Origin of the sequence: Mesorhizobium sp. B2-6-4 (genome assembly GCF_006441495.1) — a bacterium.
Lineage (GTDB): Bacteria > Pseudomonadota > Alphaproteobacteria > Rhizobiales > Rhizobiaceae > Mesorhizobium.
This window is the reverse complement of the sequence record NZ_VFUE01000007.1, coordinates 252,071-274,772: the sequence shown is the minus strand read 5'-3', so window position 1 is coordinate 274,772 and position 22,702 is coordinate 252,071. Positions and strand designations below refer to the sequence as shown.

At 63.4% G+C, this 22,702-nt stretch carries 25 protein-coding genes; 10 read left to right on the top strand and 15 right to left on the bottom strand.

The features are described 5' to 3' along the window. The coding region (locus FJ426_RS12475) for a trypsin-like peptidase domain-containing protein (RefSeq protein ID WP_140825218.1) at positions 1–819 on the top strand (819 nt) is incomplete at its 5' end. A gap of 10 nt (positions 820–829) precedes the next feature. Here the strand turns inward: FJ426_RS12475 and FJ426_RS12470 are convergent. After that, positions 830–1,255 (bottom strand): VOC family protein, encoded by a 426-nt coding sequence (locus tag FJ426_RS12470; protein ID WP_140560666.1) that lies wholly within the window; start codon positions 1,253–1,255, stop codon positions 830–832. A 66-nt stretch (positions 1,256–1,321) separates the two neighbouring features. On the opposite strand from FJ426_RS12470, the gene FJ426_RS12465 reads away from it, so the two are divergent. Continuing rightward, positions 1,322–1,915 carry a TetR/AcrR family transcriptional regulator gene (locus FJ426_RS12465; protein ID WP_140560665.1) on the top strand — a complete coding sequence of 198 codons (594 nt, stop codon included), beginning with the start codon at positions 1,322–1,324 and terminating at the stop codon, positions 1,913–1,915. A 43-nt stretch (positions 1,916–1,958) separates the two neighbouring features. Here the strand turns inward: FJ426_RS12465 and FJ426_RS12460 are convergent, their stop codons facing one another. Beyond that, the gene (locus FJ426_RS12460) at positions 1,959–2,912 is read right to left on the bottom strand and encodes a LysR family transcriptional regulator (protein WP_140560664.1); all 954 of its coding nucleotides are present in this window, start codon (positions 2,910–2,912) and stop codon (positions 1,959–1,961) included. Between the two features lie 108 nt (positions 2,913–3,020). On the opposite strand from FJ426_RS12460, the gene FJ426_RS12455 reads away from it, so the two are divergent. Continuing rightward, a complete protein-coding gene (locus FJ426_RS12455) occupies positions 3,021–3,656 on the top strand; it encodes an FMN-dependent NADH-azoreductase (RefSeq protein WP_140560663.1) in 636 nt (211 codons plus the stop codon). 54 nt (positions 3,657–3,710) lie between these two features. Here the strand turns inward: FJ426_RS12455 and FJ426_RS12450 are convergent, their stop codons facing one another. Next, a complete protein-coding gene (locus FJ426_RS12450; RefSeq protein ID WP_140516733.1) occupies positions 3,711–4,010 on the bottom strand; it encodes an AzlD family protein in 300 nt (99 codons plus the stop codon). Beyond that, positions 4,007–4,744: an AzlC family ABC transporter permease gene (locus FJ426_RS12445; protein ID WP_140560662.1), complete on the bottom strand. Its 738-nt coding sequence runs from the start codon at positions 4,742–4,744 to the stop codon at positions 4,007–4,009. The genes FJ426_RS12450 and FJ426_RS12445 overlap by 4 nt, the downstream gene beginning before the upstream one ends. Positions 4,745–4,915: 171 nt before the next feature. On the opposite strand from FJ426_RS12445, the gene FJ426_RS12440 reads away from it, so the two are divergent. Together FJ426_RS12440 and FJ426_RS12435 are read left to right on the top strand one after the other, a co-directional pair. After that, positions 4,916–5,374, top strand: coding sequence for an Lrp/AsnC family transcriptional regulator (locus tag FJ426_RS12440; RefSeq protein WP_140524836.1), 459 nt, complete (start codon positions 4,916–4,918; stop codon positions 5,372–5,374). A 146-nt stretch (positions 5,375–5,520) separates the two neighbouring features. Further along, positions 5,521–6,723, top strand: a complete 1,203-nt coding sequence (locus FJ426_RS12435; protein ID WP_140560661.1) for an MFS transporter — start codon at positions 5,521–5,523, stop codon at positions 6,721–6,723. A 77-nt stretch (positions 6,724–6,800) separates the two neighbouring features. On the opposite strand, the gene FJ426_RS12430 is transcribed toward FJ426_RS12435, so the two are convergent. From FJ426_RS12430 to FJ426_RS12395, 8 genes are all read right to left on the bottom strand, one after another. Beyond that, a complete protein-coding gene (locus tag FJ426_RS12430; RefSeq protein ID WP_140495907.1) occupies positions 6,801–7,094 on the bottom strand; it encodes an HlyU family transcriptional regulator in 294 nt (97 codons plus the stop codon). A gap of 113 nt (positions 7,095–7,207) precedes the next feature. After that, positions 7,208–7,882, bottom strand: coding sequence for a PadR family transcriptional regulator (locus FJ426_RS12425; protein WP_140555979.1), 675 nt, complete (start codon positions 7,880–7,882; stop codon positions 7,208–7,210). A gap of 166 nt (positions 7,883–8,048) precedes the next feature. Beyond that, a complete protein-coding gene (locus FJ426_RS12420) occupies positions 8,049–8,417 on the bottom strand; it encodes a DCC1-like thiol-disulfide oxidoreductase family protein (protein ID WP_140556197.1) in 369 nt (122 codons plus the stop codon). Positions 8,418–8,437: 20 nt separating this feature from the next. Further along, positions 8,438–8,659 carry a DUF333 domain-containing protein gene (locus tag FJ426_RS12415; protein WP_181167697.1) on the bottom strand — a complete coding sequence of 74 codons (222 nt, stop codon included), beginning with the start codon at positions 8,657–8,659 and terminating at the stop codon, positions 8,438–8,440. Between the two features lie 154 nt (positions 8,660–8,813). Then, on the bottom strand, positions 8,814–9,107 hold the full coding sequence (locus tag FJ426_RS12410; RefSeq protein WP_140495910.1) for a GYD domain-containing protein: 294 nt from the start codon (positions 9,105–9,107) through the stop codon (positions 8,814–8,816). Between the two features lie 209 nt (positions 9,108–9,316). Then, positions 9,317–11,341 (bottom strand): RNA polymerase sigma factor RpoD, encoded by a 2,025-nt coding sequence (gene rpoD / locus FJ426_RS12405; protein WP_140495911.1) that lies wholly within the window; start codon positions 11,339–11,341, stop codon positions 9,317–9,319. A 521-nt stretch (positions 11,342–11,862) separates the two neighbouring features. After that, complete coding sequence (gene dnaG / locus FJ426_RS12400; RefSeq protein ID WP_140560660.1) at positions 11,863–13,797, bottom strand: DNA primase; 1,935 nt, start codon at positions 13,795–13,797, stop codon at positions 11,863–11,865. 141 nt (positions 13,798–13,938) lie between these two features. Further along, the gene (locus tag FJ426_RS12395) at positions 13,939–14,334 is read right to left on the bottom strand and encodes an RcnB family protein (RefSeq protein ID WP_140495913.1); all 396 of its coding nucleotides are present in this window, start codon (positions 14,332–14,334) and stop codon (positions 13,939–13,941) included. 390 nt (positions 14,335–14,724) lie between these two features. Between FJ426_RS12395 and FJ426_RS12390 the strand changes: the two genes are divergently transcribed. The 3 genes from FJ426_RS12390 to FJ426_RS12380 all read left to right on the top strand — a co-directional run bounded on the left by FJ426_RS12390 (position 14,725) and on the right by FJ426_RS12380 (position 18,121). After that, complete coding sequence (locus tag FJ426_RS12390) at positions 14,725–16,386, top strand: Na/Pi cotransporter family protein (protein ID WP_140495914.1); 1,662 nt, start codon at positions 14,725–14,727, stop codon at positions 16,384–16,386. Between the two features lie 218 nt (positions 16,387–16,604). Beyond that, positions 16,605–16,814, top strand: a complete 210-nt coding sequence (locus tag FJ426_RS12385; RefSeq protein ID WP_140495915.1) for a DUF2061 domain-containing protein — start codon at positions 16,605–16,607, stop codon at positions 16,812–16,814. 122 nt (positions 16,815–16,936) lie between these two features. After that, entirely contained in the window at positions 16,937–18,121 is a 1,185-nt protein-coding gene (locus tag FJ426_RS12380; protein ID WP_140495916.1) for an MFS transporter, read from the top strand. 114 nt (positions 18,122–18,235) lie between these two features. Here FJ426_RS12380 and FJ426_RS12375 read toward each other — a convergent pair whose 3' ends face one another. Both FJ426_RS12375 and FJ426_RS12370 read right to left on the bottom strand, forming a co-directional pair. After that, positions 18,236–18,793, bottom strand: coding sequence for a GNAT family N-acetyltransferase (locus FJ426_RS12375; protein ID WP_140582017.1), 558 nt, complete (start codon positions 18,791–18,793; stop codon positions 18,236–18,238). 52 nt (positions 18,794–18,845) lie between these two features. After that, entirely contained in the window at positions 18,846–19,550 is a 705-nt protein-coding gene (locus FJ426_RS12370) for a DNA helicase (protein ID WP_140524844.1), read from the bottom strand. A gap of 290 nt (positions 19,551–19,840) precedes the next feature. Between FJ426_RS12370 and FJ426_RS12365 the strand changes: the two genes are divergently transcribed. Beyond that, positions 19,841–20,830 carry a hypothetical protein gene (locus tag FJ426_RS12365; RefSeq protein ID WP_140560715.1) on the top strand — a complete coding sequence of 330 codons (990 nt, stop codon included), beginning with the start codon at positions 19,841–19,843 and terminating at the stop codon, positions 20,828–20,830. 45 nt (positions 20,831–20,875) lie between these two features. Here the strand turns inward: FJ426_RS12365 and FJ426_RS12360 are convergent, their stop codons facing one another. Then, the gene (locus FJ426_RS12360; protein ID WP_140560659.1) at positions 20,876–21,667 is read right to left on the bottom strand and encodes an alpha/beta fold hydrolase; all 792 of its coding nucleotides are present in this window, start codon (positions 21,665–21,667) and stop codon (positions 20,876–20,878) included. Between the two features lie 100 nt (positions 21,668–21,767). Between FJ426_RS12360 and FJ426_RS12355 the strand changes: the two genes are divergently transcribed. Continuing rightward, positions 21,768–22,694 carry a LysR family transcriptional regulator gene (locus FJ426_RS12355; protein ID WP_140560658.1) on the top strand — a complete coding sequence of 309 codons (927 nt, stop codon included), beginning with the start codon at positions 21,768–21,770 and terminating at the stop codon, positions 22,692–22,694. Positions 22,695–22,702 lie beyond the last annotated feature (8 nt).

The window sequence follows — 22,702 nt, the reverse complement described above, 5'->3', positions numbered from 1 at the left end:
CATGGGTCGGGCTTCGTCATTGCGCATGATGGGCTCGTCGTCACCAACTTCCACGTCGTCGGCGATGCCAGAACGGTGCGCGTGTCGATGCCCGACGGCGCCTCCAGCGAAGGCCGCGTGCTCGGCCGCGACGCCGACACCGACATAGCGCTGGTGCGCGCCGACGGCAGCTTTGCCGATGTCGCTCCGCTGGGCGATTCCAAGCGCCTGCGGCGCGGCCAGATCGCCATAGCCATCGGCAACCCGCTCGGCTTCGAATGGACCGTCACCTCGGGCGTCGTCTCGGCGCTCGGCCGCTCGATGCGCGCTTCCACCGGGCGGCTGATCGACGACGTCATCCAGACCGACGCCGCGCTCAACCCCGGCAATTCCGGCGGACCGTTGGTATCCTCGGCGGGCGAGGTGATCGGCGTCAACACAGCCATGATCCATGGCGCGCAAGGCATTGCCTTTGCCGTCGCCTCCAACACCGCCAACTTCGTCATTTCGGAGATCATCCGTTTCGGCCGCGTACGCCGCGCCTTCATCGGGGTGTCGGCCGACACCGTGAACCTGCCCCGTCGCGCGGCCCTTCTGTCGCAAGTGTCGAGCAAGACCGCGGTTCGGCTGCGCGGCGTCGAGAAGGAGGGCCCTGCGGCCAAGGCCGGCCTCAGGGAAGGCGATATCGTCGCCGCGATAGACGGCCGACCGGTCACCGGCGTCGACGACCTGGTGCGTTTGCTCGACGCCGAGCGGATCGGCCGCGAGACGCGGTGCACGGTGGTGGGCCGCACCGGTGTCAGCCAGGTGACAGTGACGCCAGTGGCAAGGGCTGGTTGAGGGTTTCCACTCAGGCGCTCACTGCACCCTGCGCATACTGTGCCAGGAATTCCTCGCTCGGCGGGATCGGCTTGATGACATCGATCAGGACGCCGTTGGGGTCCCTGGTGATGAAATGGCGCTGGCCAAAAGGCTCGTCGCGCAGGGACCGAAGGATGGGCAGGCCGGCGGCTGTGATCCGCTCATAGACCGCATCGGGATCACGGACTTCGAAGTTGATCAGCAGGCCCGAGCTCCGACCCCGTCCCTCTTCCGGGATCGTCTCATGGTCGTCTTGCACGATACCGAGATTGACGCGCTTGCTCTCCACCGATTGCAGATGCACGTACCAGTCGCTCGTAAACAGCGGCCGGAAGGCGAAATGTTCGACATAGAACGCCGCTGTGCCGGCAACGTCCCCGGTCATCAGCACCGGATAGTAGCTCGTCGTCTTCATCTTTCCTTCTCCCGTCAAGCAACATACAGTCTGCATGTAAATTGAATTAACATACAGGCTGCATGTATGCAACAGAGATCAGCGCGCCGTTCCAACCGTGACCGCACCGAGGCGACACGCGCCGATCTGATCGCCGCAGCGCGAAAACTGTTCATCGAAAAATCCTACGCCGAGACCGGCACACCAGAGATCGTCGCCGCGGCCGGCGTGACGCGCGGCGCGCTCTACCACCACTTCTCCGACAAGCAGGCGCTGTTCGGCGCCGTCGTCGAGCAGGAGGCAGAGGCCGTGGCGCGGGAGATCGAAGGCGCCGCGCCGCCTTCGATCAATGCCCGCGACGCGCTCATTGCCGGCTCCGACGCCTATCTTGCCGCCATGCGCGCGCCCGGCCGCACGCGGCTCCTGCTGCTCGACGGCCCGGCCGTGCTCGGCCGCGCCGAAATGGACGCCATCGACAACCGCCATGGCAATCGCTCGCTGCGCGAAGGGCTGGTCGCGGCGATGCGGGCGAGGACGATGAAGAAGCTTCCGGCCGAAGCGACGACCGCCCTGCTCGCCGCCGCTTTCGACCGCGCGGCACTTGCCATCGAGGCGGGCGGTTCGGCCGAAGACTACCGCAACGTTCTCACGGCACTGATCGATGGGTTGTTCCGCGCCTGATCCGAAGGCTCACCGGTGGTGAGATCCAGGGCAAAGGTTGGAATCAAATCTGCGCGCTTGAAATTTCCGGCTCTTCGTCGGGCACCTCGCCCGGTTCGAATTCGTTGAAGCAGCCAAGTTGGCGCTTGAACTGGTCGATCAGCCAGGCCGCCGCCGGCTTCGGGCTGCGGTCGGCGCGGTGCATGGCATAAAGCGGCGAACGCACCTCCCTGAAAGGCTCGAGGTCGAGTTCCACGAGACGGCCGGTAGCCAGATCGTCAGCGATCAGCCAACGCGGCAGCCCGCCCCAGCCCAGCCCCTCACGCATCAACATATGTTTGGTGCGCAGGTCCGTCAGTCGCCAGGTTCGGTAGGCGAAGACGCCAAAATCGCGCCCCTTGGTACGCTCGGACTGGTCGGTGACGACGAGTTGTGTGTGTTCGCGCGCGTCCTCGATCGCGACCGGTTTGGGCAGCAGCGCCAGCGGGTGGGTGGGCGCGGCCGCCAGCACTATCGACATGAAGCCTATGCCCACCAGGTGGACGTCGACATCGCCCAGCAGGCCGCCAATGCCGAGATCGGCCTGGCCACCGACAACATGGTCGGGGATCACGCCGAGTGTGCCGATGTGCAGGCGCAGCATCACGGTCGGAAATTGCGCCTCGAACGCCTTGAGCACCCGCACCAGCACTGGCGAAGGCAGCGCCGCATCCACCGACAGCGCGACTTCCGCCTCCAGCCCCCGATGGTGACCATCGACGCGCGAGCGTATGCGGTGCAGCACGCTGATCATCCGCCGCGCGTCTTCCAGCATCGCCCGACCGATCTCGGTCAGCTGCGGCTCTCGCGTGCCCTCGCGCTCGAACAGCTTCAGCCCGAGTTGCGCCTCGAGATTGGCGATGCCGTAGCTGATGACGGATTGCGCCCGGTTGAGCTTGCGGCCGGCGGCGGAAAAACTGCCGGTGTCGGCAACGGCCACGAGGATCTGAAGCTGGTCGAGTGTCGGATTAGGCTGCATCATTCTATCTAATTAATGGATGGATCATATAGAAAATATACCGGTTTATCTGATGGGTTGAAAGCCCATATGTAGCGGGACAATCCAATTCCACTGGAGAGACCCAACATGTCCATTCTTCTCGTCACGTCGAGCCCGCGCGGCGCTGCCTCGCACTCGACCCATATCGCCACCGAATTCGCTCAGAAGCTGCTCGCCGCCGACCCGTCGAACACGCTTGTCGTGCGCGACCTCGTCGCCAATCCGCTGCCGCATATCGATACCGACTATGCGACCGGCATATATACGCCCGCCGAAGCCCGCACGCCGCGTCAGGCCGAAGTGGTCGGAGTCTCGGATGCCGTGCTCGACGAACTGTTTGCCGCCGACACGGTGATCCTGGCGACAGGCTTCATCAACTTCAACATCTCCTCGACGCTGAAGTCCTGGGTCGACCATGTCGCCCGTTCCGGAAAAACCTTTGCTTACGGCGAAAACGGCCCCAAAGGCCTCGTCACCGGCAAGAAGGTCTATATCGTGCTGGCATCCGGCGGCATCTACTCGGAAGGCGCGGCCGTGCAGTTCGATCACGCCGTTCCCTATCTGCGCTCGGTGCTCGGTTTCATCGGCATGACCGACGTCGACGTCATCCGCATCGAAGGCGTCGCCAAGGGTCCTGACGCAGTAAGCGAAGCGCTCGCCAAGGCAACCGCCAAGGTCGACGCCGTGGTGGCTGCCAGCCGGGATGTCGCGGCAGCCGCGTAAAAGCTCTGATTGCCAACCAGATCGAAGGCAGGCGCCCGCGCCTGCCTTTTTGGCCTATCCAATGATGTGCCGCAGCAGTCCCGCCGAAGCGACTCCGATCAGCACGGTCGGCAGCATTGAAAATCGCGTGGCGGCAATCAGCGTGGCGGCCAGGGCCAGAAGATCAGCCGGGTTTTTCGATACGAAGGCAGGCGCGATCACCGAGATCAGCACGCAGCCGGGCGCCGCCTCCATCACGGCCGTTGCCCGCGCGCTGAGCACCCGATTGCGCAGCACGACATAGCCGCCGACGCGGCTGAGGTACGTGACACCAGCCATCAACACGATGGTGAGAGCCGTCTGCGCGTCGATCATGCCTCATCCCTCGACAACAGCCAGGCCGAGACCAGCCCCGCCAGCGCGCCCGCCGCTACATACCAGGCGCCGGGAACGAAAAGGTAGGTCAGCGCCGCGATGATCAGACTGACCAGCCACGGCCGCGCAGCGGCAACATCCTTCCACATGCCGCGCAGCAGTACCAGGAAGACGGCCGCGAACGCCATGTCGAAGCCGTAGGTCTCGGCGTCGCCCAGCACCGGGCCGAGCAAGGCGCCAATTGTGGTGAAGGCCACCCAGGTCAGGTACATCGCCAGTGCCGCGCCCATATAGTAGCGCCGGCTGAAGGCCGGCGCGACGCCGTCGGCGGCGCGCCGTTTGGCGTCGGCCAGGCCGAGCGCCCAGCTTTCGTCGCACATGAAGAACAGCGCGGAAAACACCTTGCGCCGCGGCAGGTCGCGCAGGAACGGCGCCAGTGCCGCCCCCATCAGGAGATGGCGGCTGTTGACCAGGAAGGTGATGGCGATGATGAGCAGGACATGCGGCGGCGACGTCCACAGCTGGATCGCCGCGAATTCCGAGCCGCCGGCGAAGTTCAGTCCCGTTAGCAGCGACAGTTCTGCGGTGCTGAGCCCTCTCTGTGTGGCCTGTGCACCAAGCACCAGCGCATAAGGGATGGTGCCGAACAGCACGGGCGCGCAGGAGGCCACGCCGCGCCGGAACTCGGAGTTCAGTCCGCCGCCCGCCGCCGATCTCGTCTCTGCAATGCTCATGATCTTCCTCCGGCCGCGCCGCGCGGCCGCCTCTGCCGGTTCCGTTGGATGTCGCTGATATCAGGGCAATCATAGTCGTCAGGCCTCGCAATTTGGTTGCGAAGATTGTTGTCTTTCACCATATTTTGGCATCTTATGCCATGAATCATCAGATGAACGGAATTTGAAGCCATGAAACTTGACGAGATCGACAGACGCATCCTGCGGGCGCTGCAGCGCGATGGGCGCATGGCGAACAATGAACTGGCCGCTGAAGTCGGCCTGTCGCCGTCGCCGTGCCTGCGCCGCGTCAAGCTCCTGGAGGAGGCCGGCGTCATCGACCGCTACGTCGCAGTGCTCAATCCGGCCCGCATCGGCAAGGGCCTGACCTTCTTCACCCGCATCTGGCTGAAAGCGCAGGACGAAGACACGATCGAGCATTTCGCCACCGAAGTGGCCAAGCTGCCGCAGGTGATGGAATGTTATCTGATGCTCGGCGACTGCGACGCCATGGTGCGCGTGGTGGCGGCCGGCATCGACGACTACCGCCGCTTCCAGTCGGAACATCTCAGCCGCATCAGGGGCGTGCAGAATGTCAAGACCGACGTTCCCAGCCAGACAATCAAATACACATCGGAACTGCCGATCTAGGCGCCGGGAAATGGCCCATCCCGGACTGGATAAAAAATGCAACCGGATTGTAGGATTGGTGCCGGCGCCGGCGTCCTTCGGACGCAAGCGGCAGGCCAGGTCAGGCCGTGCCGCACAACAAATGCCTTACGGCATGGGAGAAAACCATGAACCTTTCCTATCGTTGGGTCATTGTCGCGGCCGGCGCGCTGATGTCCTGTGTCGCCATCGGCACGATGTTTTCGCTGGCGATCTTCCTTGAGCCGATGGCGCTCGATACCGGTTGGTCACGCGCCGGCATATCGAGCGCGATGACGCTCAATTTCCTGGTCATGGGCCTTGGCGGCTTCGCCTGGGGCGCGCTGTCGGACCGCTTCGGCGCCCGCATCGTCGTCACGATCGGCGCGTTGCTTCTCGGCCTGGCCTTGGTGCTGGCCAGCCGCGCGGGCTCGCTTATCACCTTCCAGATCACCTTTGGCGTGCTCGTCGGGCTCGCGGCCAGCGCCTTCTTCGCACCGATGATCGCGCTTACAACAGGCTGGTTCGACACCAATCGCGGCCTTGCCGTGTCGCTGGTCTCGGCCGGCATGGGCGTCGCGCCGATGACGATCTCGCCCTTCGCCCGCTGGCTGATCTCGGCCTATGAATGGCGCACCGCCATGTTCGACATCGGCATCATGGCTTGGGTGCTGCTCCTGCCGGCGGTACTTCTGGTGCGCCAGCCACCGAAGCCTGTCGTGACCGACACCGGCTCCTCGCCGGTTGCCGAGGGCGCCGGCCTGAGCGTCGGCCAAGCGCTGCGCTCGCCGCAATTCATCGTGCTGGGGCTGACCTTCTTCGCCTGCTGCGCGGCGCATTCGGGGCCGATTTTCCACATGGTCAGCTATGCCATGCTGTGCGGCGTGGCGCCCATGGCCGCCGTCTCGATCTACAGCGTCGAGGGCCTTGCCGGGCTTGGCGGGCGTCTGCTCTATGGCGTGCTCGCCGACAGGCTTGGCGTCAAGCCGGTGCTGATCGCCGGCTTGTTGATCCAGGCCGTGGTGATCGCCGCCTATCTCTCGGTCAGCCAGCTCGACCAGTTCTACATGCTGGCCGTCATCTTCGGCGCCACCTATGGCGGCGTCATGCCCCTCTACGCGGTGCTGGCGCGCGAATATTTCGGCCAGCGCATCCTGGGCACCGTGTTCGGCGCCGCGACCATGCTGTCCAGCCTCGGCATGGCGCTCGGCCCGCTGGCCGGCGGCATGGTGTTCGACGCCTACGCCAACTACCATTGGCTGTTCATCGGTTCGGCCCTCATCGGGCTGGGTGCGGCAGGCATCGCCATCGCCTTCCCGCCACTGCCGCGCAGAGCGTTGCAGCCGGCATAGCGGAGCAAACGAAAGGGCCGGCCCAGGATCTGGGCCGGCCCTCGGGTCTGTCGAATTCTTGAGCTGTTCGTCGGCGCCTACCCGAACATCCGCTCGCCCTGCTCGTCGACGAGCTGGATGCCCTTCTTGATCGAGATGTCGACGGCATCGTCCAACCCGGCGAAGCGGTCGGCGCGGATGAATCTGTGTTCCTTCAGGACGCCGTCGACATCCTTGGAGACGACGCCGCAGGTCTGGTACTGGCCATCGGCCTTGTAGGGCGTGGCGCTGATCGTGAAACCCTTGTGCTCGACCTGCTTGGCCGGTGCGGCGCTCTTTGGCTCGGCCGCTTCATCACCGCCACCGCCGAAAAGACGCTTCAGAAAAGACATCGGACTTCCTCCAACAGCATTCATCCCGCACCACATAATCTGGCGCGGGATGAATTTCACTATCGCTCCTTGCCTGAACGGGCAAGGGCCGTGCCGGTTGGACCGAAGCCGGGTTATTTGCGCGACAGCGCTTCGAGCGCCGCGGCGGCGTCTTCGAGGATGCTCATCGCCTCGGCCTGCTTGTCCGCCGGCGCATCGACGATGTCGCTCAGCGCGGCGCGCAGCCGGTGGCGCAGCGCACGGAATTCGTCGCGCTTTTCCGAACGGCCGCCTCGGCCGTCGCGCCGATCCTCGCTATCGTCGTTCCAGCCGAACCAGTCGCGCGCCTTGGCCATCTTGCGGCCGAAGCGCTCGAGATGGTCTAGCACGCCGTCGATCATCTCACGGTTGTCGGCAAGATGCGCCTGCCCGGCCTCGGTGATCGAAAACACCTTCTTGTTGCCTTCGCTCGAGGACACGGCATAGCCTGCCTCTTCCAGGAAGGTCAGCGTCGGGTAGACCACGCCCGGGCTCGGGCTGTAGATGCCGCTGGTGCGCTCCTCCAAGGCCTTGATGATGTCATAGCCATGGCGTGGCGCCTCGGCCAGCAGCGACAGCGTGATCAGCTTGAGGTCGCCGTCGGCCAGCATGCGCCCGGCGCGGAACATGTCGCCCGGGCCGCCGCGTCCGCCGCCCCTGCCATGGCCGAACGGGCCAAAGCCGCCGCCCCCGCCTCTGCCGCCAAATTTGCCGGCCATGTGCATGAAGACGCGCTCGGCGCGATCGCCAAAATGATTGTGTCTGTGCATTGATTGCTCCTTGAGTTCTATCTTACGATATATCTTAGCTAGGCGCACGCCAGCATGGAGTCAAGACATATCTTACGATGTATCGGGCCGGAAGCGAACAGCATCTGTCGGACGCCGACCCGCCGGTCGCGCGCGAACATCTTCACCATGGTTGGAGTAGCCGGCGTTACCAGCGGCCATTGCGTCGGTTCCAGGCATAGAGCAGGTCGGCAAAGCGGTCGTAGCCGAAGCGAGCGAGCGGCAGGGTAAGGGCGTTGCCGAGCAACTTTGCCAGCCAGCCCTCGCCCGGCGTCAGCGCCCACACGGCGATGGCGACATCGGCGCCGACCAGTAGCCTGCCCTGAGCATCGGTCGCGTGCAGCCGGCGGCGGATGTCTTCCAGCGAAGCGCCAAATCCGGCCAGTGCTTCCGGTTCATGATTGATGTCGCGAAATTCGATCCGCCCGGCCTTGACCACCTCGATCAGCCGCCGCTTCTGCCTGGTAATGCCGGCATCGCAGACCGGGCAGCGCGTGTTGTACCAGACGGTCAGCAAGGGCCTGGTTCTGCTATCGATCACTTCAGGCCCATCGCCATCTTCGGCCCTACGCATTTGTTGTCGCGAAACAGCGCCCATTCTTCGCATAGCCGCTGGTGGGACAGCCGGCAAAATCCATATTCATTGCCGGCCTTGTCCTTCTTGATCACCAGGCGCCCGCCGATCTCTCCGCAATGAACCGATGCGGGATTGGACATGCCGACCGGTTTTTGCGGGGCAGTGTCGGCATCGATCGGCATCGACGACTACGCGGCAAGGCTGATAGCCAATATCGAAACTGTCTTCATCGCGATCTCCGCTGGCTGCATTCTATCACGATGAAGCGCACTGTCTTGCCGCAAGGCGCCGTCGAGCCGGCACCTGCTCATCGGCTCCGGAACGTCCCGATTTGCATCATCCAAGCGACGAGATGATCTCGCGGTAAGCAAGCTCCGGGAAAGCCTTCAGGGTCCGTGACTTGACGTTGCCGCCCGCGGCCAGCATCAGCGCGAAACGCGCCAGCACCGCATCGTCGGGCGCTTCGACCACCGCCACCATGTCGAATTCCCCCATGGTCAGGTAGAACGACTTGAACGATCCCCCCATCTCGCCCAGTTGCGTCTTGGCGGCATCGAGGCGCTTGGGGGATTCGCGCACGTTCTTCGCGCCCTGCTCGGTCCAGTTCATCAGCATGATGTAAGTCGTCATGGCACGCCTCCTCCGGGGCCACGGAGCACGGTACTCAGGCCATGGAGATGTCGACACGGCCTTGACCGGGGCGGGCTTCCCGGGTTGTCGCCCAGAAAAATGCATCCGACACCAAATTATCCTCCCTAAGGGCGCGTGCCGCAATGGCGAGCGCCAAAGAAAAAGGGCGCCACGATGGGCGCCCTTGATCTCTTCGCAATCGGTAGGCCTCAGCTATCCAGGAAGCTTCTGAGCTTGCGCGAGCGGCTCGGGTGCTTGAGCTTGCGCAATGCCTTGGCTTCGATCTGGCGGATACGCTCGCGGGTGACCGAGAACTGCTGGCCGACTTCCTCGAGCGTATGGTCGGTGTTCATGCCGATGCCGAAGCGCATGCGCAGCACACGCTCCTCGCGCGGCGTCAGCGAGGCGAGCACGCGCGTGGTGGTCTCGCGCAGATTGGCCTGGATCGCCGCGTCGATCGGCAGGATCGCCATCTTGTCCTCGATGAAGTCGCCCAGATGCGAATCCTCCTCGTCGCCGACCGGCGTTTCGAGCGAGATCGGCTCCTTGGCGATCTTCAGCACCTTGCGCACTTTTTCGAGCGGCATTGCGAGCTTCTCGGCCAGTTCCTCCGGCGTCGGCTCGCGGCCGATCTCGTGCAGCATCTGGCGCGAGGTGCGCACGATCTTGTTGATCGTCTCGATCATGTGCACCGGAATGCGGATGGTGCGCGCCTGGTCGGCGATCGAACGCGTGATCGCCTGCCTGATCCACCATGTCGCGTAGGTCGAGAACTTGTAGCCGCGGCGATATTCGAATTTGTCGACGGCCTTCATCAGGCCGATATTGCCTTCTTGGATCAGGTCGAGGAACTGCAGGCCGCGATTGGTGTATTTCTTGGCGATGGAGATGACGAGGCGCAGATTGGCCTCGACCATTTCCTTCTTGGCGATCGCCGCTTCGCGCTCGCCCTTCTGCACCTGGTTGACGATCTTGCGGAATTCCAGGATCGAGATGGCCGTTTCCGTGGCCAGATTCTGGATCTCGGCGCGCAGATCCCTGATCGCGTCCTTCTCGTTCTTGGTGAACTCCTTCCAGCCGCGCGAGGTCAGATTGGCGATCGAGCGCGTCCAGTTCGGGTCGAGCTCGGAGCCCTGATATTCCTTCAGGAACTCCTCGCGGCGCACGCCATAGCTTTCGGCGAGACGCAATAGCTTGCCCTCGTTCTGCACCAGGCGCTTGTTGATGTCGTAAAGCTGCTCGACCAGCGCCTCGATACGCGCCGTGTTGAGCGACAGCGACTTCACCGCCTTGATGAGCTGGTCCTTCAGCTCCTTCAAGCGGCGGTCCTGGCTGGGCGACAGCGTGCCGGCCGCGGCCAGCCGGTTCTCGACCTGCTGATCCTGCAGCTTGCGCAGCTTCTTGTAGGTGTCGGCGATGACGTCGAGCGTTTCCATGACCTGCGGGCGCAGCTCGGCTTCCATTGCCGCCAGCGACAGGCTGGCCTCGTCCTCGTCCTCCTCGTCGTCATCCCCGATGCCGCGCGTGTCAGCGCCGACATTGGTGATGTCGTCTTCATCGTCGCGTCCGCGGCGCGGCTTTTCCTCGACCTTAGGCGCTTCCTCGACGCGCTCCACCACTGGCGCCTGCTTGGCCTCGGGGCCGGCATAGGTGGCTTCGAGGTCGATGATCTCGCGCAGCAGGATCTTGGATTCGTTGAGCTCGTCGCGCCAGATGATGATGGCCTGGAAGGTCAGCGGGCTTTCGCACAGGCCCGCGATCATCGTCTCGCGGCCGGCCTCGATGCGCTTGGCGATGGCGATTTCGCCCTCGCGCGACAACAACTCGACCGAACCCATTTCGCGCAGGTACATGCGGACCGGATCGTCGGTGCGGTCGGTCGGCTCTTTCTTCGTGGTTGTGGCGGCGACGGCGGTGCCGGTCTGCTCGGCCAGTTCGTTGGCGTCTTCCTCGGCATCCGCCGCGGTGTCGCCGGCCTCGGCCTCTTCGCCCTGCTCGTCGTCCTCGACGACGTTGATACCCATGTCGGACAGCATCGCCATCGTGTCCTCGATCTGCTCGGAGGTCACTTCCTCGGAGGGCAGCACCGAATTCAGCTCGTCCATGGTGACATAGCCGCGCTTCTTGGCGGCCTTGATCATCTTCTTGACAGCATCATCGGAAAGGTCGAGCAGAGGGCCATCGGTGGCGCCTTCGCGTTCGGTCTCGACCTCTTCCTTTTCCTTTGTCGCCATAGTCTTTATCTTCTCCTAGCGGCCCGACATCGAGGCCGCGCAAGCTGTCGGACCGGTCAAATCGGCTGGGCTCGCTTTTGCAACGCGCTTCACCGGGCCAATAACTGCATCATCTCTTTGTTGGTGCCCTGTCGTCGCCCAAAACCGGTTTCCATTTTTGGGCGACATGCATTAAGTCCAGATTAACCCTGATATCTGTGGCAGGCTGGCTGCCTGTCCAGTGACCAAGACCTCACATCGCTGCTTTTCCCGTCGACGCGGGTGCGGGTTAACGTTTCGAATCGTCCTGATTCCGCCATTCTGCCGGAAGGTCAAGCGCCTCTCGCATGATTCGCATGAAAAAAGCGAATCAATTACCCGACTTAGCGCGGTCCGGCTCTAGAAGATCCATGACAACGCCGTCATTCCTGCACTTGCCGGCATGAGCCCGTCCCAACCCTCGGGCCGAAATGAGCTCCGCCTTTCTTCTGCTGGAGTATGATCGTTCCCGAAAACCGGGTCCCGCTTTTCGGAACCATGCTTCAGGCCCGACCAGCCCTGCCCGACGAAACACCGAAACCTTCGATCAGCGCTTCCGTCGCTTGTACATCCCGAAATTGCGCTTGAATTTCGATCAGATGGCGGAAATTCTCGTCCGAAGGATCCGCATCCATCGCCGCTTCCGCCTGTTTCAGCTCCTTATGTAAGGTGCGCGCGCTACGCTGCAAGTGCAGCGCCTGGTTCAGAGCGTCGCGGGCATCCTCGAGCGCTGCCGTCTCCAGCGCCGGCCACTGCCGCGCCCGCCTGATCAGGCCGACGGCACGCTCCCAGATCTCGGCGCAGCCGGCGCGCTCGATCGTCGCCACCACGGCGTGGCGGTCATTGGCCATGTCATGTGCCATCGCGTCGAGGATGGCACCGTGCAGCCGCCTCAGCTCGGGGTTGGCGAGATCAAGGAACTCGACATGGGCGAAATTCTCGTCGATCAGCGCCGGGTGGTTGACCAGTGCCACGATGATCGTCGCTTCGCGCACCGACATTCCTTCGTTGCCGCGCTTGACCAGTGCCGACTGGCCGAGACTTTCCGTGATGGCGATGCGACCACCGCCGGCTTTAGCGAATTGTCCGCCGGGAGCGGGCGCCTTGCCCTGCCCCGGTTTCCAGTCCGGACGACCTTGCCGCGTTGCGCGCTGAGAACCGAAGAAGCTCAGCACGCGCTCGCGCATCTCCTGCTGGTAGTGATATCGCAGGCTTTCATCACGGATGCGGCTGGTCAGTTCGCGCAGCCGCTTCTCCAGTTCGGCCCGCCGCTCCGGCGTGTCGAAGACGCCGCCCGCCGTCTCGCGCATCCATAACAGATCGGCAAGAGGACGCGCTTCCGCCAGCACGGCGCGGAAGGCATCCGGCCCCTCCGCCTTGACCAGGTCGTCGGGATCCTTGCCTTCCGGCAGCAGCGCGAAACGCGCCGTGCGCCCGGCTTGGACTACGGGCAGCACCATGTCGGCGGCCCGCCATGCGGCCTTCAGCCCGGCCTTGTCGCCGTCGAAGCACAGCACCGGCTCGGCGGCCATACGCCACAACAGTTCGAGCTGGTTTTCGGTAAGCGCCGTGCCGAGTGGCGCGACGACATTCTCGAAGCCGGCCTGCGCCAATGCGATGACATCCATATAGCCTTCGACGGCGATGACCGTGCCGCCCTTGGCCAGCGCTTTTCGCGCGCGGGCGAAATTGTAGAGCACGTTGCCCTTGTGGAAGAGCTCGGTATCGGGCGAGTTCATGTATTTGGCGAGCGCATCCGGCGCCAGCGCTCGCCCACCGAAAGCGATGATCTTGCCACGCGAATCCGGAATCGGGAACATGATGCGGTCGCGGAACCAGTCATAGGAGACCGGAATGTCGTCGCCATGGCGCACCAGCCCACAGGCCTCGATATCAGCCTTCGGCACGCCCTTTGCGGCCAGATGCTCCTTCAGCGCATTGCGGCTGTCGGGCGCATAGCCCAGCCGGAAAGCATGCTGCGTCGCGGGCGTCAGTCCGCGGTCGCGCAGATACGCACGGGCCTTGGCGCCTTCCGCGCCCTGTAGCCGCTCCTGGAAAAAGGCAGTCGCCATTTCCATGACGTCGGTAAGGCTGGCGCGTTCCTTCTCGCGCCGCTCCTCCTGCACGTCGCGAACCGGCATCGGCACGCCGGCCATGTCTGCAATCTTCTCGACCGCCTCGGGAAAGCTCAGTCCGTCAAGTTCGGTCAGGAACTTGAAGTGATCGCCCGAGACCGAGCAGCCGAAACAATGATAGCGGCCCTTCTTGTCCTCGCAATGGAAGGACGGGCTCTTCTCGCCATGAAACGGGCAGCAGGCCCAATAATCGCCGCGCGACGCATTGGTCTTCTTGCGATCCCAGGCGACGCGCTGGCCGATGACCTGCGAAATCGGCACGCGATCGCGTATCTCGTCGAGGAAGGCGGGCGGAAAGCGCATCGGGGAACTCGTTTATCCCCTATATAATCATGCCCGCGAAATCCGGCGACCCCTAATGCTGACGATGCCCGGTTTCCACAGGGCAAAAGGAAAGGCGGCCGTTGCGGGCCGCCCTTCCTCCAGTCTGGCACTATCGGGACTTTACTGCGCGGCGATGGCGCCAAAGATGATGCCGGAGAGGGCGCCGACCAGCACATAGTCGTTGCCGACGCGGATCCATTCCTGGCCACGGCCAGGACGATGCAGGCCGTAGCGACCATAATCGCGGACCGGCTGATGCTGCCGCCAGCCGGAATATTTCTGGCCATTGCGCCAGTTGTTCCGCTTCACGACGACCTTCTTTTGAATGATACGCTTCTGGATAACGCGCTTCTGGATGACGCGCTTCCTGACATCCCGGTTGGTGGGCTTCTGCCAATCGACATTGGTATAGTTCGACTGCGGCGCGACCGGCGCATTGAGCGGTGCGGCCTGGCCCGTCAGGGACGTGGCGGCCAGCATCGAGAAAGCAAGACCGGAAAGAACAATGCGCTTCATGAAGGAATCTCCTTGGTTGTCAATGCCGCAGAAATAGCCGTCGAAGAATGAACCGAAACTGAACATGAGCATTACAATTCCGTAATAAATCCGCAGCTTTAGGCCGATTGGTTGAACATCCTCGCAAATTCCGGGCGAAGGGCGGGGGGCAACATCGGCCGATCCGCTGCGTCAGGGCGGCGGGGCTCATGCAACCATTTCGGCATCCGTCCATTCTCCGACACGCCCCGTCGCGCGCCGGCAGCCCTTGAAATCGACAAATTTTTATTATCCGGCTAAAATATTCGAGCTATTATCGGCCAACGCCATGATCATGATTCGCACCCCTCGTCCTTCCCCCGGCCGCCGCGCTGCCCGTGTCGCCGGCTTTGTCCGTATCGGTGCGCCGCAATGAGCGGCTCCGTGGTTCTTCTGCATCTGGCCGGGGCCGTGGCGCTGATGCTGTTTGCCACGCGCATGGTGAAGACCGGCGTCGAGCGCGCCTATGGCGACGTGCTGCGCCACAAGCTGCGCGCCACCATGCGCAATCCTGTCATGGCGGTGCTGGCCGGCACCGGCCTCGCTATAGCGCTGCAGAGCTCCACCGCCGTCACGCTGCTGGTCGGCTCCTTCGCCGGCTCCGGCATCGTCTCGGGCGCGGCCGGGCAACTGGCCGTACGCGGCGCCGAGATCGGTTCGGCTCTGGTGGTCAAGCTGCTCACCTTCGATCTCACGCTGCTGGTGCCGCTCTGCCTGATCACCGGCACGGTCATGTTCATGGCCACCGAGCGGCGCGACTGGCGCCAGACCGGTCGCATCCTGGTCGGCATCGGCCTTTTGATCCTGTCGCTGGAAATGATCGGTCAGGCATCCGAGCCGCTGCGCAACAGCCAGTTAATGCCGGTCATCATCAATTACTTCTCCGGCGATTCCATCACCGCCTATCTACTGGCGGCGCTGATCACCTGGCTGTTCCAGTCGAGCATCGCCGCGGTCCTGTTGATGGCGACGCTGGCGGGCCGCGGCCTGATCACGCCCGAACTCGGCGTCGTCCTCATCCTGGGCGTCAATCTCGGTTCGTCGATCATCGCGCCCATGCTGACCCGCTCCTCCGGCCCCGAAGTGCGCGTCGTGCCGATCGGCAACCTCTTGATGCGCGGGCTTGGCTCGCTGGTCATGCTGATCCTGGTCATGATCTTCAGGCCGCATTTCGCGTTCCTTGGCGCGACGGCAGCGGACCAGATCGTCAATGCCCACATCCTGTTCAACGTGCTGATCCTGCTCGCCGGCCTGCCGCTGGCGGGTCTCGTCTACCGAGCCTCGGAGAAGATCGTGGCGCTCGGCACCAAGACGCCAGCCGCCACGCTCGACGTCGTCGAACTCTCGGCGCTCAACGAAAGCGCGCTCGACGTGCCGAGCCAGGCGCTGGCCAATGCCACCCGCGAGGTGGTGCGGGTCTGCGAGACGGTCGAGATCATGCTCAAGCGCATCATCGAGCTCTACGAGAGCGCCGATGCCGACAAGATCAAGGCGCTGGCCGCCCTTGACGACCGCGTCGACCGCAAGCACGCGGCGATCAAGCTCTACCTCGCCAAGGTCACCAAGAACCCGCTGACCGAGGACGAGGCGTTGCGCTGCCAGGAACTGATCGGCGCCTGCGTCAAGCTGGAGCAGGTCGGCGACATCATCGTGCGCAACATGCTGGTACATGTGAAGAAGAAGTTCGACCGTGGACTGGAATTCACCGACGAGGGTTGGAGCGAGCTGTGCGCCTTCCACGCTTCGGTGCTCGCCAATGCGCGGCTTGCCTTCAACGTGCTGGTGTCGCGCGATGCCGAGACGGCTCGCCAATTGGTGCTGGAGAAGGAACGGCTGCGCGACGCCGAAAAAGAGACCAGCGCCAGTCATTTCCTGCGGCTGCGCGAAGGCACTGCCAAAAGCGTCGAGACCAGTTCGATCCACCTCGACACCATCCGCGATCTCAAACAGATCAACTCGCTGCTGGCATCGATGGCCTATCCCGTGCTGGAAGAACGCGGCCTCCTCGGTGGATCCAGGTTGAAGGCGAGCTGATCAACGACATCTCTCCCTTCTTTGAGACACCTCATCCCACCTCGCTTTGCGACGCCACCTCCCAACAAACAAGGGCAGAAGGAAGAGCGCCGCACTCTGTCGAAAAAATTGTATTGCGGCAGAATTGCATGGCGTCGGTCCTTCGGCGGCAAAATTGCCATTGCCGCGTTTCCATCGCTCGGGCTAGGCATATCAGCCAAAGCTTTCGGAGGAGATCGATGGACACCCATTCGCGCAGTTTCGCCAAGGCGCTTTCGTGGCGCGTGACCGGCACCATCGATACGATGATCATCTCGCTGGTGGTGACCGGAAGCGTCAAGCTGGCGGCCGCCATCGGCGTGACAGAAGTCTTCACCAAGTCGCTGCTCTATTATTTTCATGAGCGGGCATGGCTGAAGGTTCCTTATGGACGCAAGACCCCGTTCTGAACCCGGGGGCAAGATTTTGAACCCGGAGATCAAGAAAAGCTAAAGCGGCGACAAAAATTTCTGGATTGCCGGCAGCGCGCATCCGTGGTTTGAGGCCTGCATTCGAGGATTTAATTCCCGCCATGTCGCTTCCGCTCATCGCCCTGTTCATCGCTGCCTTCGCTTTCGGCACCACCGAATTCGTCATCGCCGGCGTGCTGCCGCAGGTGGCGCAAGGGCTTGGCGTTTCGGTTCCGACATCGGGCTATCTCGTCTCCGGCTATGCCTGCGGCATCGCCATCGGCGGTCCGCTTCTGGCACTTGCCACCAAGTCCTTGCCGCGCAAAACCTTGCTGCTCGGCCTCGCGGTCGCCTTCACCATCGGTCAGGCGGCCTGCGCGCTGGCGCCGGACTTCACCTCGATGCTGCTTCTGCGCATTGCCGTCGCAGTCGCGCATGGCGCTTATTTCGGCGTCGCCATGGTGGTTGCGGTCGGGCTGGTGCGCGGGGACCAGCGCGGCATGGCGGTGGCCGTCATCCTGTCGGGCCTCACTGTCTCCAACGTGATCGGCGTGCCAGCGGGCACTGCCATCGGCAACATCTGGGGCTGGCGCGCGACCTTCTGGGTTATGTGCGCATTGGGCGTGGCGGCCACGCTTGCCATGGCAGCCCTTTTGCCGCGCACCGCAGGCTATCAGGCCAAACCCGCCGGCCTCGCCCGCGAGGTCCGCGTGCTTGCCCGCCAGCAGGTCTGGACCTCGCTGATCCTGATGCTGATGCTGATGATCGGCCAGTTCGGCCTGTTCACCTACATCACCCCGACATTGCTTGAGATCACCGGCCTCGACGAGAACCTGGTGCCCTGGGTGCTCTTGCTCAATGGCGTCGGCGCCACGCTTGGCGTCTTCCTCGGCGGCAGGCTAGCCGACTGGAAGCTGATGCCCTCGCTGATCACCATGCTGGCCCTGCAGGCGGTGACGCTTGCGGTGATCTATGCCGTCAGCCCCTATCCCGTGCCGATGGTCGTGGCGATCGTCATCTGGGGCGGCCTCAACTTTGCCATCGGTACGCCGATCCAGACCCGCATCCTGTCCTGGACTGCGGATGCCTCGAACCTGGCCTCCTCGCTGATCCCATCCGGCTTCAATATCGGTATAGCGCTCGCGGCATCGCTCGGTGCCGCCATGCTCAATGGCGGTTACGGTTATCGCAGCCTGCCGCTGCTTGGCGCTGTGGCGATGCTCGTCGCAGTCGCGGTGGCGCTCGCCTCGCACATCTGGGAGTGGCGCAGCAACGCCACGCCACCGCTGACGGCAGCGGCTGAGTAGATTATCCGCGTCAGGACATCCACCACCGATCATGCCTGATCCGGGCGTGCACCGGCGCAAGCACGACGCGATGAACAGTCATGTCTCGCCCGGCAGCTGCGCAGCTCCAACGCATTACAGATCGATGCGGAACCGCAGGCTCTCCGCTCCGCCATAGGCGGCATCTTCGAGGAAACGTTCGACCAGTCTGCCGCCGTTGGCCAGGATCACTTTGTGCGAGGCCGGATTGCCAGGTTTTGCGGTGATGTCGACATGAGCCAGGCCGACCGCCCTCGCCTCATCCAGCATAAGCCGCAGCGCTTCCGTCGCGTAGCCGCGTCGCTGTTTCCACGGCACCACGGCGTAGCCGATATGGCCAAGCACGTGCGGCGGCAGCGCCGACGTGCCCTTCTGCCAGCGCAGGCCGATCGAGCCTGACGTCTCGCCGTCCCACATCCAGCGCCTGAAGCCCGGCAGGCGCGGGACCTGTCTGCCGTCAGGCAAGGTGATCGGCGGCCCCTTGGCCTCGGGATCATCGAGGCTGGCCAGGAACGCCGCCGGATCCTCCTCGATTGCGGCAAGCTGCTCGCGAGCTGCCTCCATGAGCCGTACATTGTCGGGCGACCAGCCGCGCTCGAGCGCAGCCTTGTAGGACGCCAGATGCTTGAGCCCGGGCTTGACGATTTCGATCATGATCCATGCTCCCTCGCAGGCCAAGCAGGCATAGCGATGGCCACTGGAACGCTCAAGCGGGCTGGAAGCGGATCGCGCCCTTGTTGAGGAAACACGCTTTGCTGAACAGCGACAGATCCAGCGGGTTCGGTAGCCGAACGTCGCTGATATCGGGAAACGGCTTCGTTGACGGATCGTAGGAGCGGTCGATCTGCGAGATGAAGACCAGGATCACGCCCCTGTCACGCGCAAAAGCCTTCAATGTCCGGACCTGGTCCATCAGCTCCGGATTTTCCCGCTTCTGGTCGAGCAGTTGCAGATAGTCGATGACCGCGAGCGTCCCGCGCGCCACCGATCCCAACACCTCGACGATGTAGTCGGCGCTGATGGCTTCGGAAGTGTCGGACGCGAACAATCGGTCGAACTGGGCGGGGTCCGCCCCGATGGCGCGAAACCGGTCCAGCACATCGCGATGTGTGTATTCCAACGAGAAGAACACGCTGCGATGGCCACGCTTCATGGCTTCGACCGCGAGCTCGAGGCTCATCAGCGTCTTGCCGTGGCCTGGTCGCGCACCGACCAGAACCAGGTCGCCGGGCATCAGCCGCGAGAACAGCCTGCCGGCGGCCGTCGTCTCGGCTGCCTTGGCCGCAAGCAGACTCCAACTCGCAAAACCTTCGCGGGCTGCAACACGGTCAAGCGCCTGATGGAGCGGAATCTTCTCCTTGCGGGACAACAGCCTGGCTTGACGCTTCAGATGGTAAATGGGCGCAATCATCGCAAACCTCCTGGTGCGAGCAGTCTTCGCAACCCCTCCTTATGCCTGGTGCTCGAACAGTCGGTTCGATGATCGGATTGCCCCGCATGAATGATGCTTTCCCGACGGAGGGAGGAGGCGTGGGCGCGCCGGAATCAGACAATACCCCAATGCTGACGGGTCGAAAACGCGCATACGTGCCGGGAATGCTGAACAAGATGTGTTTCGCCGGCCGGCATAAGCCGATTTATGATCGTGCCGGGGGTGATTCACCGCCAAAACACAAACGCTTCGACAGGAGAACGGGTCTGGTGCGGTTGAGATCTATCCCGCTGGGTGTCGTCGCCAGCCTCTTCCTCGTTGTCGTCGCTTTGACGGCACGGTCCTTTGCCGCGCCCTCGGCCATTCCGGCCTGGCTGCAGGCCCATGTCGGCGAAGGTGATGGCCAGATCTCAACTGTGGTCCTGGAGCGGGCCCGAGCGCTTTACCTGAAGAAAGTCGGCGCAGGAGCCGTTAACAATCCCTGCTACTTCGCCATGGATGCGACGCGCCCTAGCGATCTGGGCAACAACAAACTGGGTCACCGCTATTACATCATCTGCGAGGCCAGCCAGGCGTTTCGCGCCGTTTCGGCGGGCCACGGCAGCGGCCGGAATCTGAAGGGCGTCGCAGATTTCGCCAATGGCAAGCGCTGCGCGAAGAACTTCGGCAATGCGCTGGATTCGTCACTGACCGCCGGCGGCGCCTATATGACCGGCGAGGCGAAAACCTCGTTCAAGGGCTATTATCGCACCGCAGCGAAGCAGGACGTGGCTTTCATGCGTACCTTCGTGCAGTTCGATGGCGAGGGCGAGGCCGCGAACGCCAGGCAACGCGTGATCGGCGGGCATCCGGCGGAAGTGCTGAAGGGAATGTGTCTTCGCAAAGACCCGGCCAGCTCGCATGCCGACCATGACGGCTACGTGCCGTTCGGCAAACTGGTGGATTATGCCGGCGGCCGCAGCAATGGCTGCACCAGTTGGTCGGCGGCGGATGCGCGGCAGATCATCCCGATGGTGAAGGACAATCCGACTACGCTCTACATCTACCCTGAATCGCGCGACATCGCCGCCGTTGCGCAAATCGTGGCGGCGGGCCGTTCGCTGTCGGACGCTGGGCCCTATTGGAACGCATCCTGCCTGAAGGAAATCGGCGCTCCAAAATTCTGGCCGCGAAAGACGCTCGAGCCGATCATTGCCCAATACAGGAAGGACCACCCGGCACCGCCGCCGCAGCCGGTGCCGATCTGCAAGGAGCCGTGAGGTCCGTCCGGCTCGGGGGATGCGGGGTCTACGGGATCGCATCCCTCAGCGCAGAAAATCGAACACCGCCTGAATGAAACCGGATGGATATTCGACATTCGACAGGTGAACCGCCGGCAGGACGACCAGCTTCGCGCCGGGCACCGCCGCGGCGATCAGTTCGCTATGGCTGGCCGCCGTCACCGTGTCGTGCTCGCCGGCGATCACCAGCGTCGGCCGCGAGATCAGCGCCACGGTGCGGCGAAGGTCGGCGTCGCGCACCGCCGCAAAGAGGCCCGCCAGGCCTTGCCGGTCGATGGCGAGCAGCATGGCGCGAAATTCCTCGATGACGGGCTCGTTGGCCGCCACCATTTTTGCCGGGAACCAATTGTTGAGAAACGTTTCGGCGGTTTCGGCCATGTCGGGCGCCTGCCGGACGGCGGCAATGCGCTCGTCGAAATGGCGTGCCGGTCCGAGATGCGACGAGGTGTTGCTCAGGATCAGCCGGTCGATCCGCTCCGGCGCGTGGATGCCGAGCCATTGCCCGACGAAGCCGCCCAGCGACAGGCCGAGGAAATGCACGCGGCCAAGGCCGAGCGCGTCGAGCAGTTCGATCACGTCGCCGCCGAGCCGATCGAGCGAATAGGCGCCGGCCGGCACGCTCGATCCGCCATGGCCGCGAAAATCATAGCGCAGAAGATGGAAATGCCTGGACAACTCGCCGACCTGTCCATCCCACATATGCAGCGTGGTGCCGATGGAGTTCGACAGCATCAGAACCGGCTTTCGCGCATCGCCGTCGAAACGGTAGGCGATGCGCGTGCCGTCGCCAACAGTCACAAAATTCAGCTCACTCATGATGAAAGATCCTTCTGGAAGGGTTGAATGACAGAGCGTAGTCAGATCGTTGGTTTGTTGATATTACAAAGTCAGGACAATCTCTGTAATCAAAGCTGACATGGCTGAATTCACCTTGCACGACCTGCAGTGCTTCGACGCCGTGATCCGCACCGGCGGCTTTCAGCCGGCGGCGGCCCTGTTGCATCGTTCACACCCGGCTGTATTCGCCGCTGTCGCCAAGCTGGAACGGCAGCTCGACCTCGTTCTCCTGGACCGCAGCGGCTATCGCGTGCGCCCGACCGAGGCCGGGCTGTCGTTCCACCGCCGGGCGCAATCGCTGCTGCGCGAACTGGAAGGCCTGCGCGTGCATGCCGCCCAGCTCTCGATGGGCGAAGAAAGCGAAATCCATGTGGTGATCGGCGACCTATGCCCACGACCGCAGGTGCTGGGCCTGCTCGGGCGGTTCTTCGCGCAATGTCCCGGCACGCGTCTGCACCTGCACTTCGAGGCCGTCGGCGGCCCTTGGGAACGCCTTTTCGACGACGAGGCCGATCTGGTCCTGCACTGGATCGACAAGGGCGATGCGCGGGTGGAATGGATCGATTTGTGCAAGGTGCCGTTCATTCCCGTGGTGGCACCGGGCTTTCTGCCGGAGCGCATCGAGCCGCCGATCACACCCGACCAGATGCAGGCGCTCACCCAATGCGTGATGCGCGACACTGCCCGCCATTCACCGCAACAAGACTACTTCATGGTCGAAGGCGCGCCGCAATGCCTGGTCGCCGACCAGGGCATGAAGAAGGAGATCATCCTGCAGGGCCTCGGCTGGGGCCACCTGCCACGCTTCCTGATCGAGGAGGAGCTGCGTGATGGACGCCTGCGGTCCATCGCCGGCCCTCATATGCCGGGCCGCACCGACGAACTGGTGGTTGCGCGTCGCCGCGACCGTCCCCACGGGCCGGTCGCCAACCGTTTGTGGGATCATATCCAGCAGGAGGCGCCAGCATTGCGCCACGCGTTGGAGCCCCAGAAGGTTGTTTTATAGGCAGGCGA

What these genes read in the sequence shown, in the direction of transcription:
- FJ426_RS12445 (WP_140560662.1), bottom strand. Translation starts at nt 4,744, where the DNA reads ATGAGCATTGCAGAGACGAGATCGGCGGCGGGCGGCGGACTGAACTCC.
- FJ426_RS12415 (WP_181167697.1), bottom strand. Translation starts at nt 8,659, where the DNA reads ATGCCGATCGATGCCGACACTGCCCCGCAAAAACCGGTCGGCATGTCC.
- FJ426_RS12375 (WP_140582017.1), bottom strand. Translation starts at nt 18,793, where the DNA reads ATGATCGAAATCGTCAAGCCCGGGCTCAAGCATCTGGCGTCCTACAAG.
- rpoD (WP_140495911.1), bottom strand. Translation starts at nt 11,341, where the DNA reads ATGGCGACAAAGGAAAAGGAAGAGGTCGAGACCGAACGCGAAGGCGCC.
- FJ426_RS12390 (WP_140495914.1), top strand. Translation starts at nt 14,725, where the DNA reads ATGAGCGGCTCCGTGGTTCTTCTGCATCTGGCCGGGGCCGTGGCGCTG.
- dnaG (WP_140560660.1), bottom strand. Translation starts at nt 13,797, where the DNA reads ATGCGCTTTCCGCCCGCCTTCCTCGACGAGATACGCGATCGCGTGCCG.
- FJ426_RS12440 (WP_140524836.1), top strand. Translation starts at nt 4,916, where the DNA reads ATGAAACTTGACGAGATCGACAGACGCATCCTGCGGGCGCTGCAGCGC.
- FJ426_RS12355 (WP_140560658.1), top strand. Translation starts at nt 21,768, where the DNA reads ATGGCTGAATTCACCTTGCACGACCTGCAGTGCTTCGACGCCGTGATC.
- FJ426_RS12430 (WP_140495907.1), bottom strand. Translation starts at nt 7,094, where the DNA reads ATGTCTTTTCTGAAGCGTCTTTTCGGCGGTGGCGGTGATGAAGCGGCC.
- FJ426_RS12470 (WP_140560666.1), bottom strand. Translation starts at nt 1,255, where the DNA reads ATGAAGACGACGAGCTACTATCCGGTGCTGATGACCGGGGACGTTGCC.
- FJ426_RS12370 (WP_140524844.1), bottom strand. Translation starts at nt 19,550, where the DNA reads ATGATTGCGCCCATTTACCATCTGAAGCGTCAAGCCAGGCTGTTGTCC.
- FJ426_RS12380 (WP_140495916.1), top strand. Translation starts at nt 16,937, where the DNA reads ATGTCGCTTCCGCTCATCGCCCTGTTCATCGCTGCCTTCGCTTTCGGC.
- FJ426_RS12425 (WP_140555979.1), bottom strand. Translation starts at nt 7,882, where the DNA reads ATGCACAGACACAATCATTTTGGCGATCGCGCCGAGCGCGTCTTCATG.
- FJ426_RS12395 (WP_140495913.1), bottom strand. Translation starts at nt 14,334, where the DNA reads ATGAAGCGCATTGTTCTTTCCGGTCTTGCTTTCTCGATGCTGGCCGCC.
- FJ426_RS12410 (WP_140495910.1), bottom strand. Translation starts at nt 9,107, where the DNA reads ATGACGACTTACATCATGCTGATGAACTGGACCGAGCAGGGCGCGAAG.
- FJ426_RS12435 (WP_140560661.1), top strand. Translation starts at nt 5,521, where the DNA reads ATGAACCTTTCCTATCGTTGGGTCATTGTCGCGGCCGGCGCGCTGATG.
- FJ426_RS12460 (WP_140560664.1), bottom strand. Translation starts at nt 2,912, where the DNA reads ATGCAGCCTAATCCGACACTCGACCAGCTTCAGATCCTCGTGGCCGTT.
- FJ426_RS12455 (WP_140560663.1), top strand. Translation starts at nt 3,021, where the DNA reads ATGTCCATTCTTCTCGTCACGTCGAGCCCGCGCGGCGCTGCCTCGCAC.
- FJ426_RS12465 (WP_140560665.1), top strand. Translation starts at nt 1,322, where the DNA reads ATGCAACAGAGATCAGCGCGCCGTTCCAACCGTGACCGCACCGAGGCG.
- FJ426_RS12450 (WP_140516733.1), bottom strand. Translation starts at nt 4,010, where the DNA reads ATGATCGACGCGCAGACGGCTCTCACCATCGTGTTGATGGCTGGTGTC.
- FJ426_RS12385 (WP_140495915.1), top strand. Translation starts at nt 16,605, where the DNA reads ATGGACACCCATTCGCGCAGTTTCGCCAAGGCGCTTTCGTGGCGCGTG.
- FJ426_RS12360 (WP_140560659.1), bottom strand. Translation starts at nt 21,667, where the DNA reads ATGAGTGAGCTGAATTTTGTGACTGTTGGCGACGGCACGCGCATCGCC.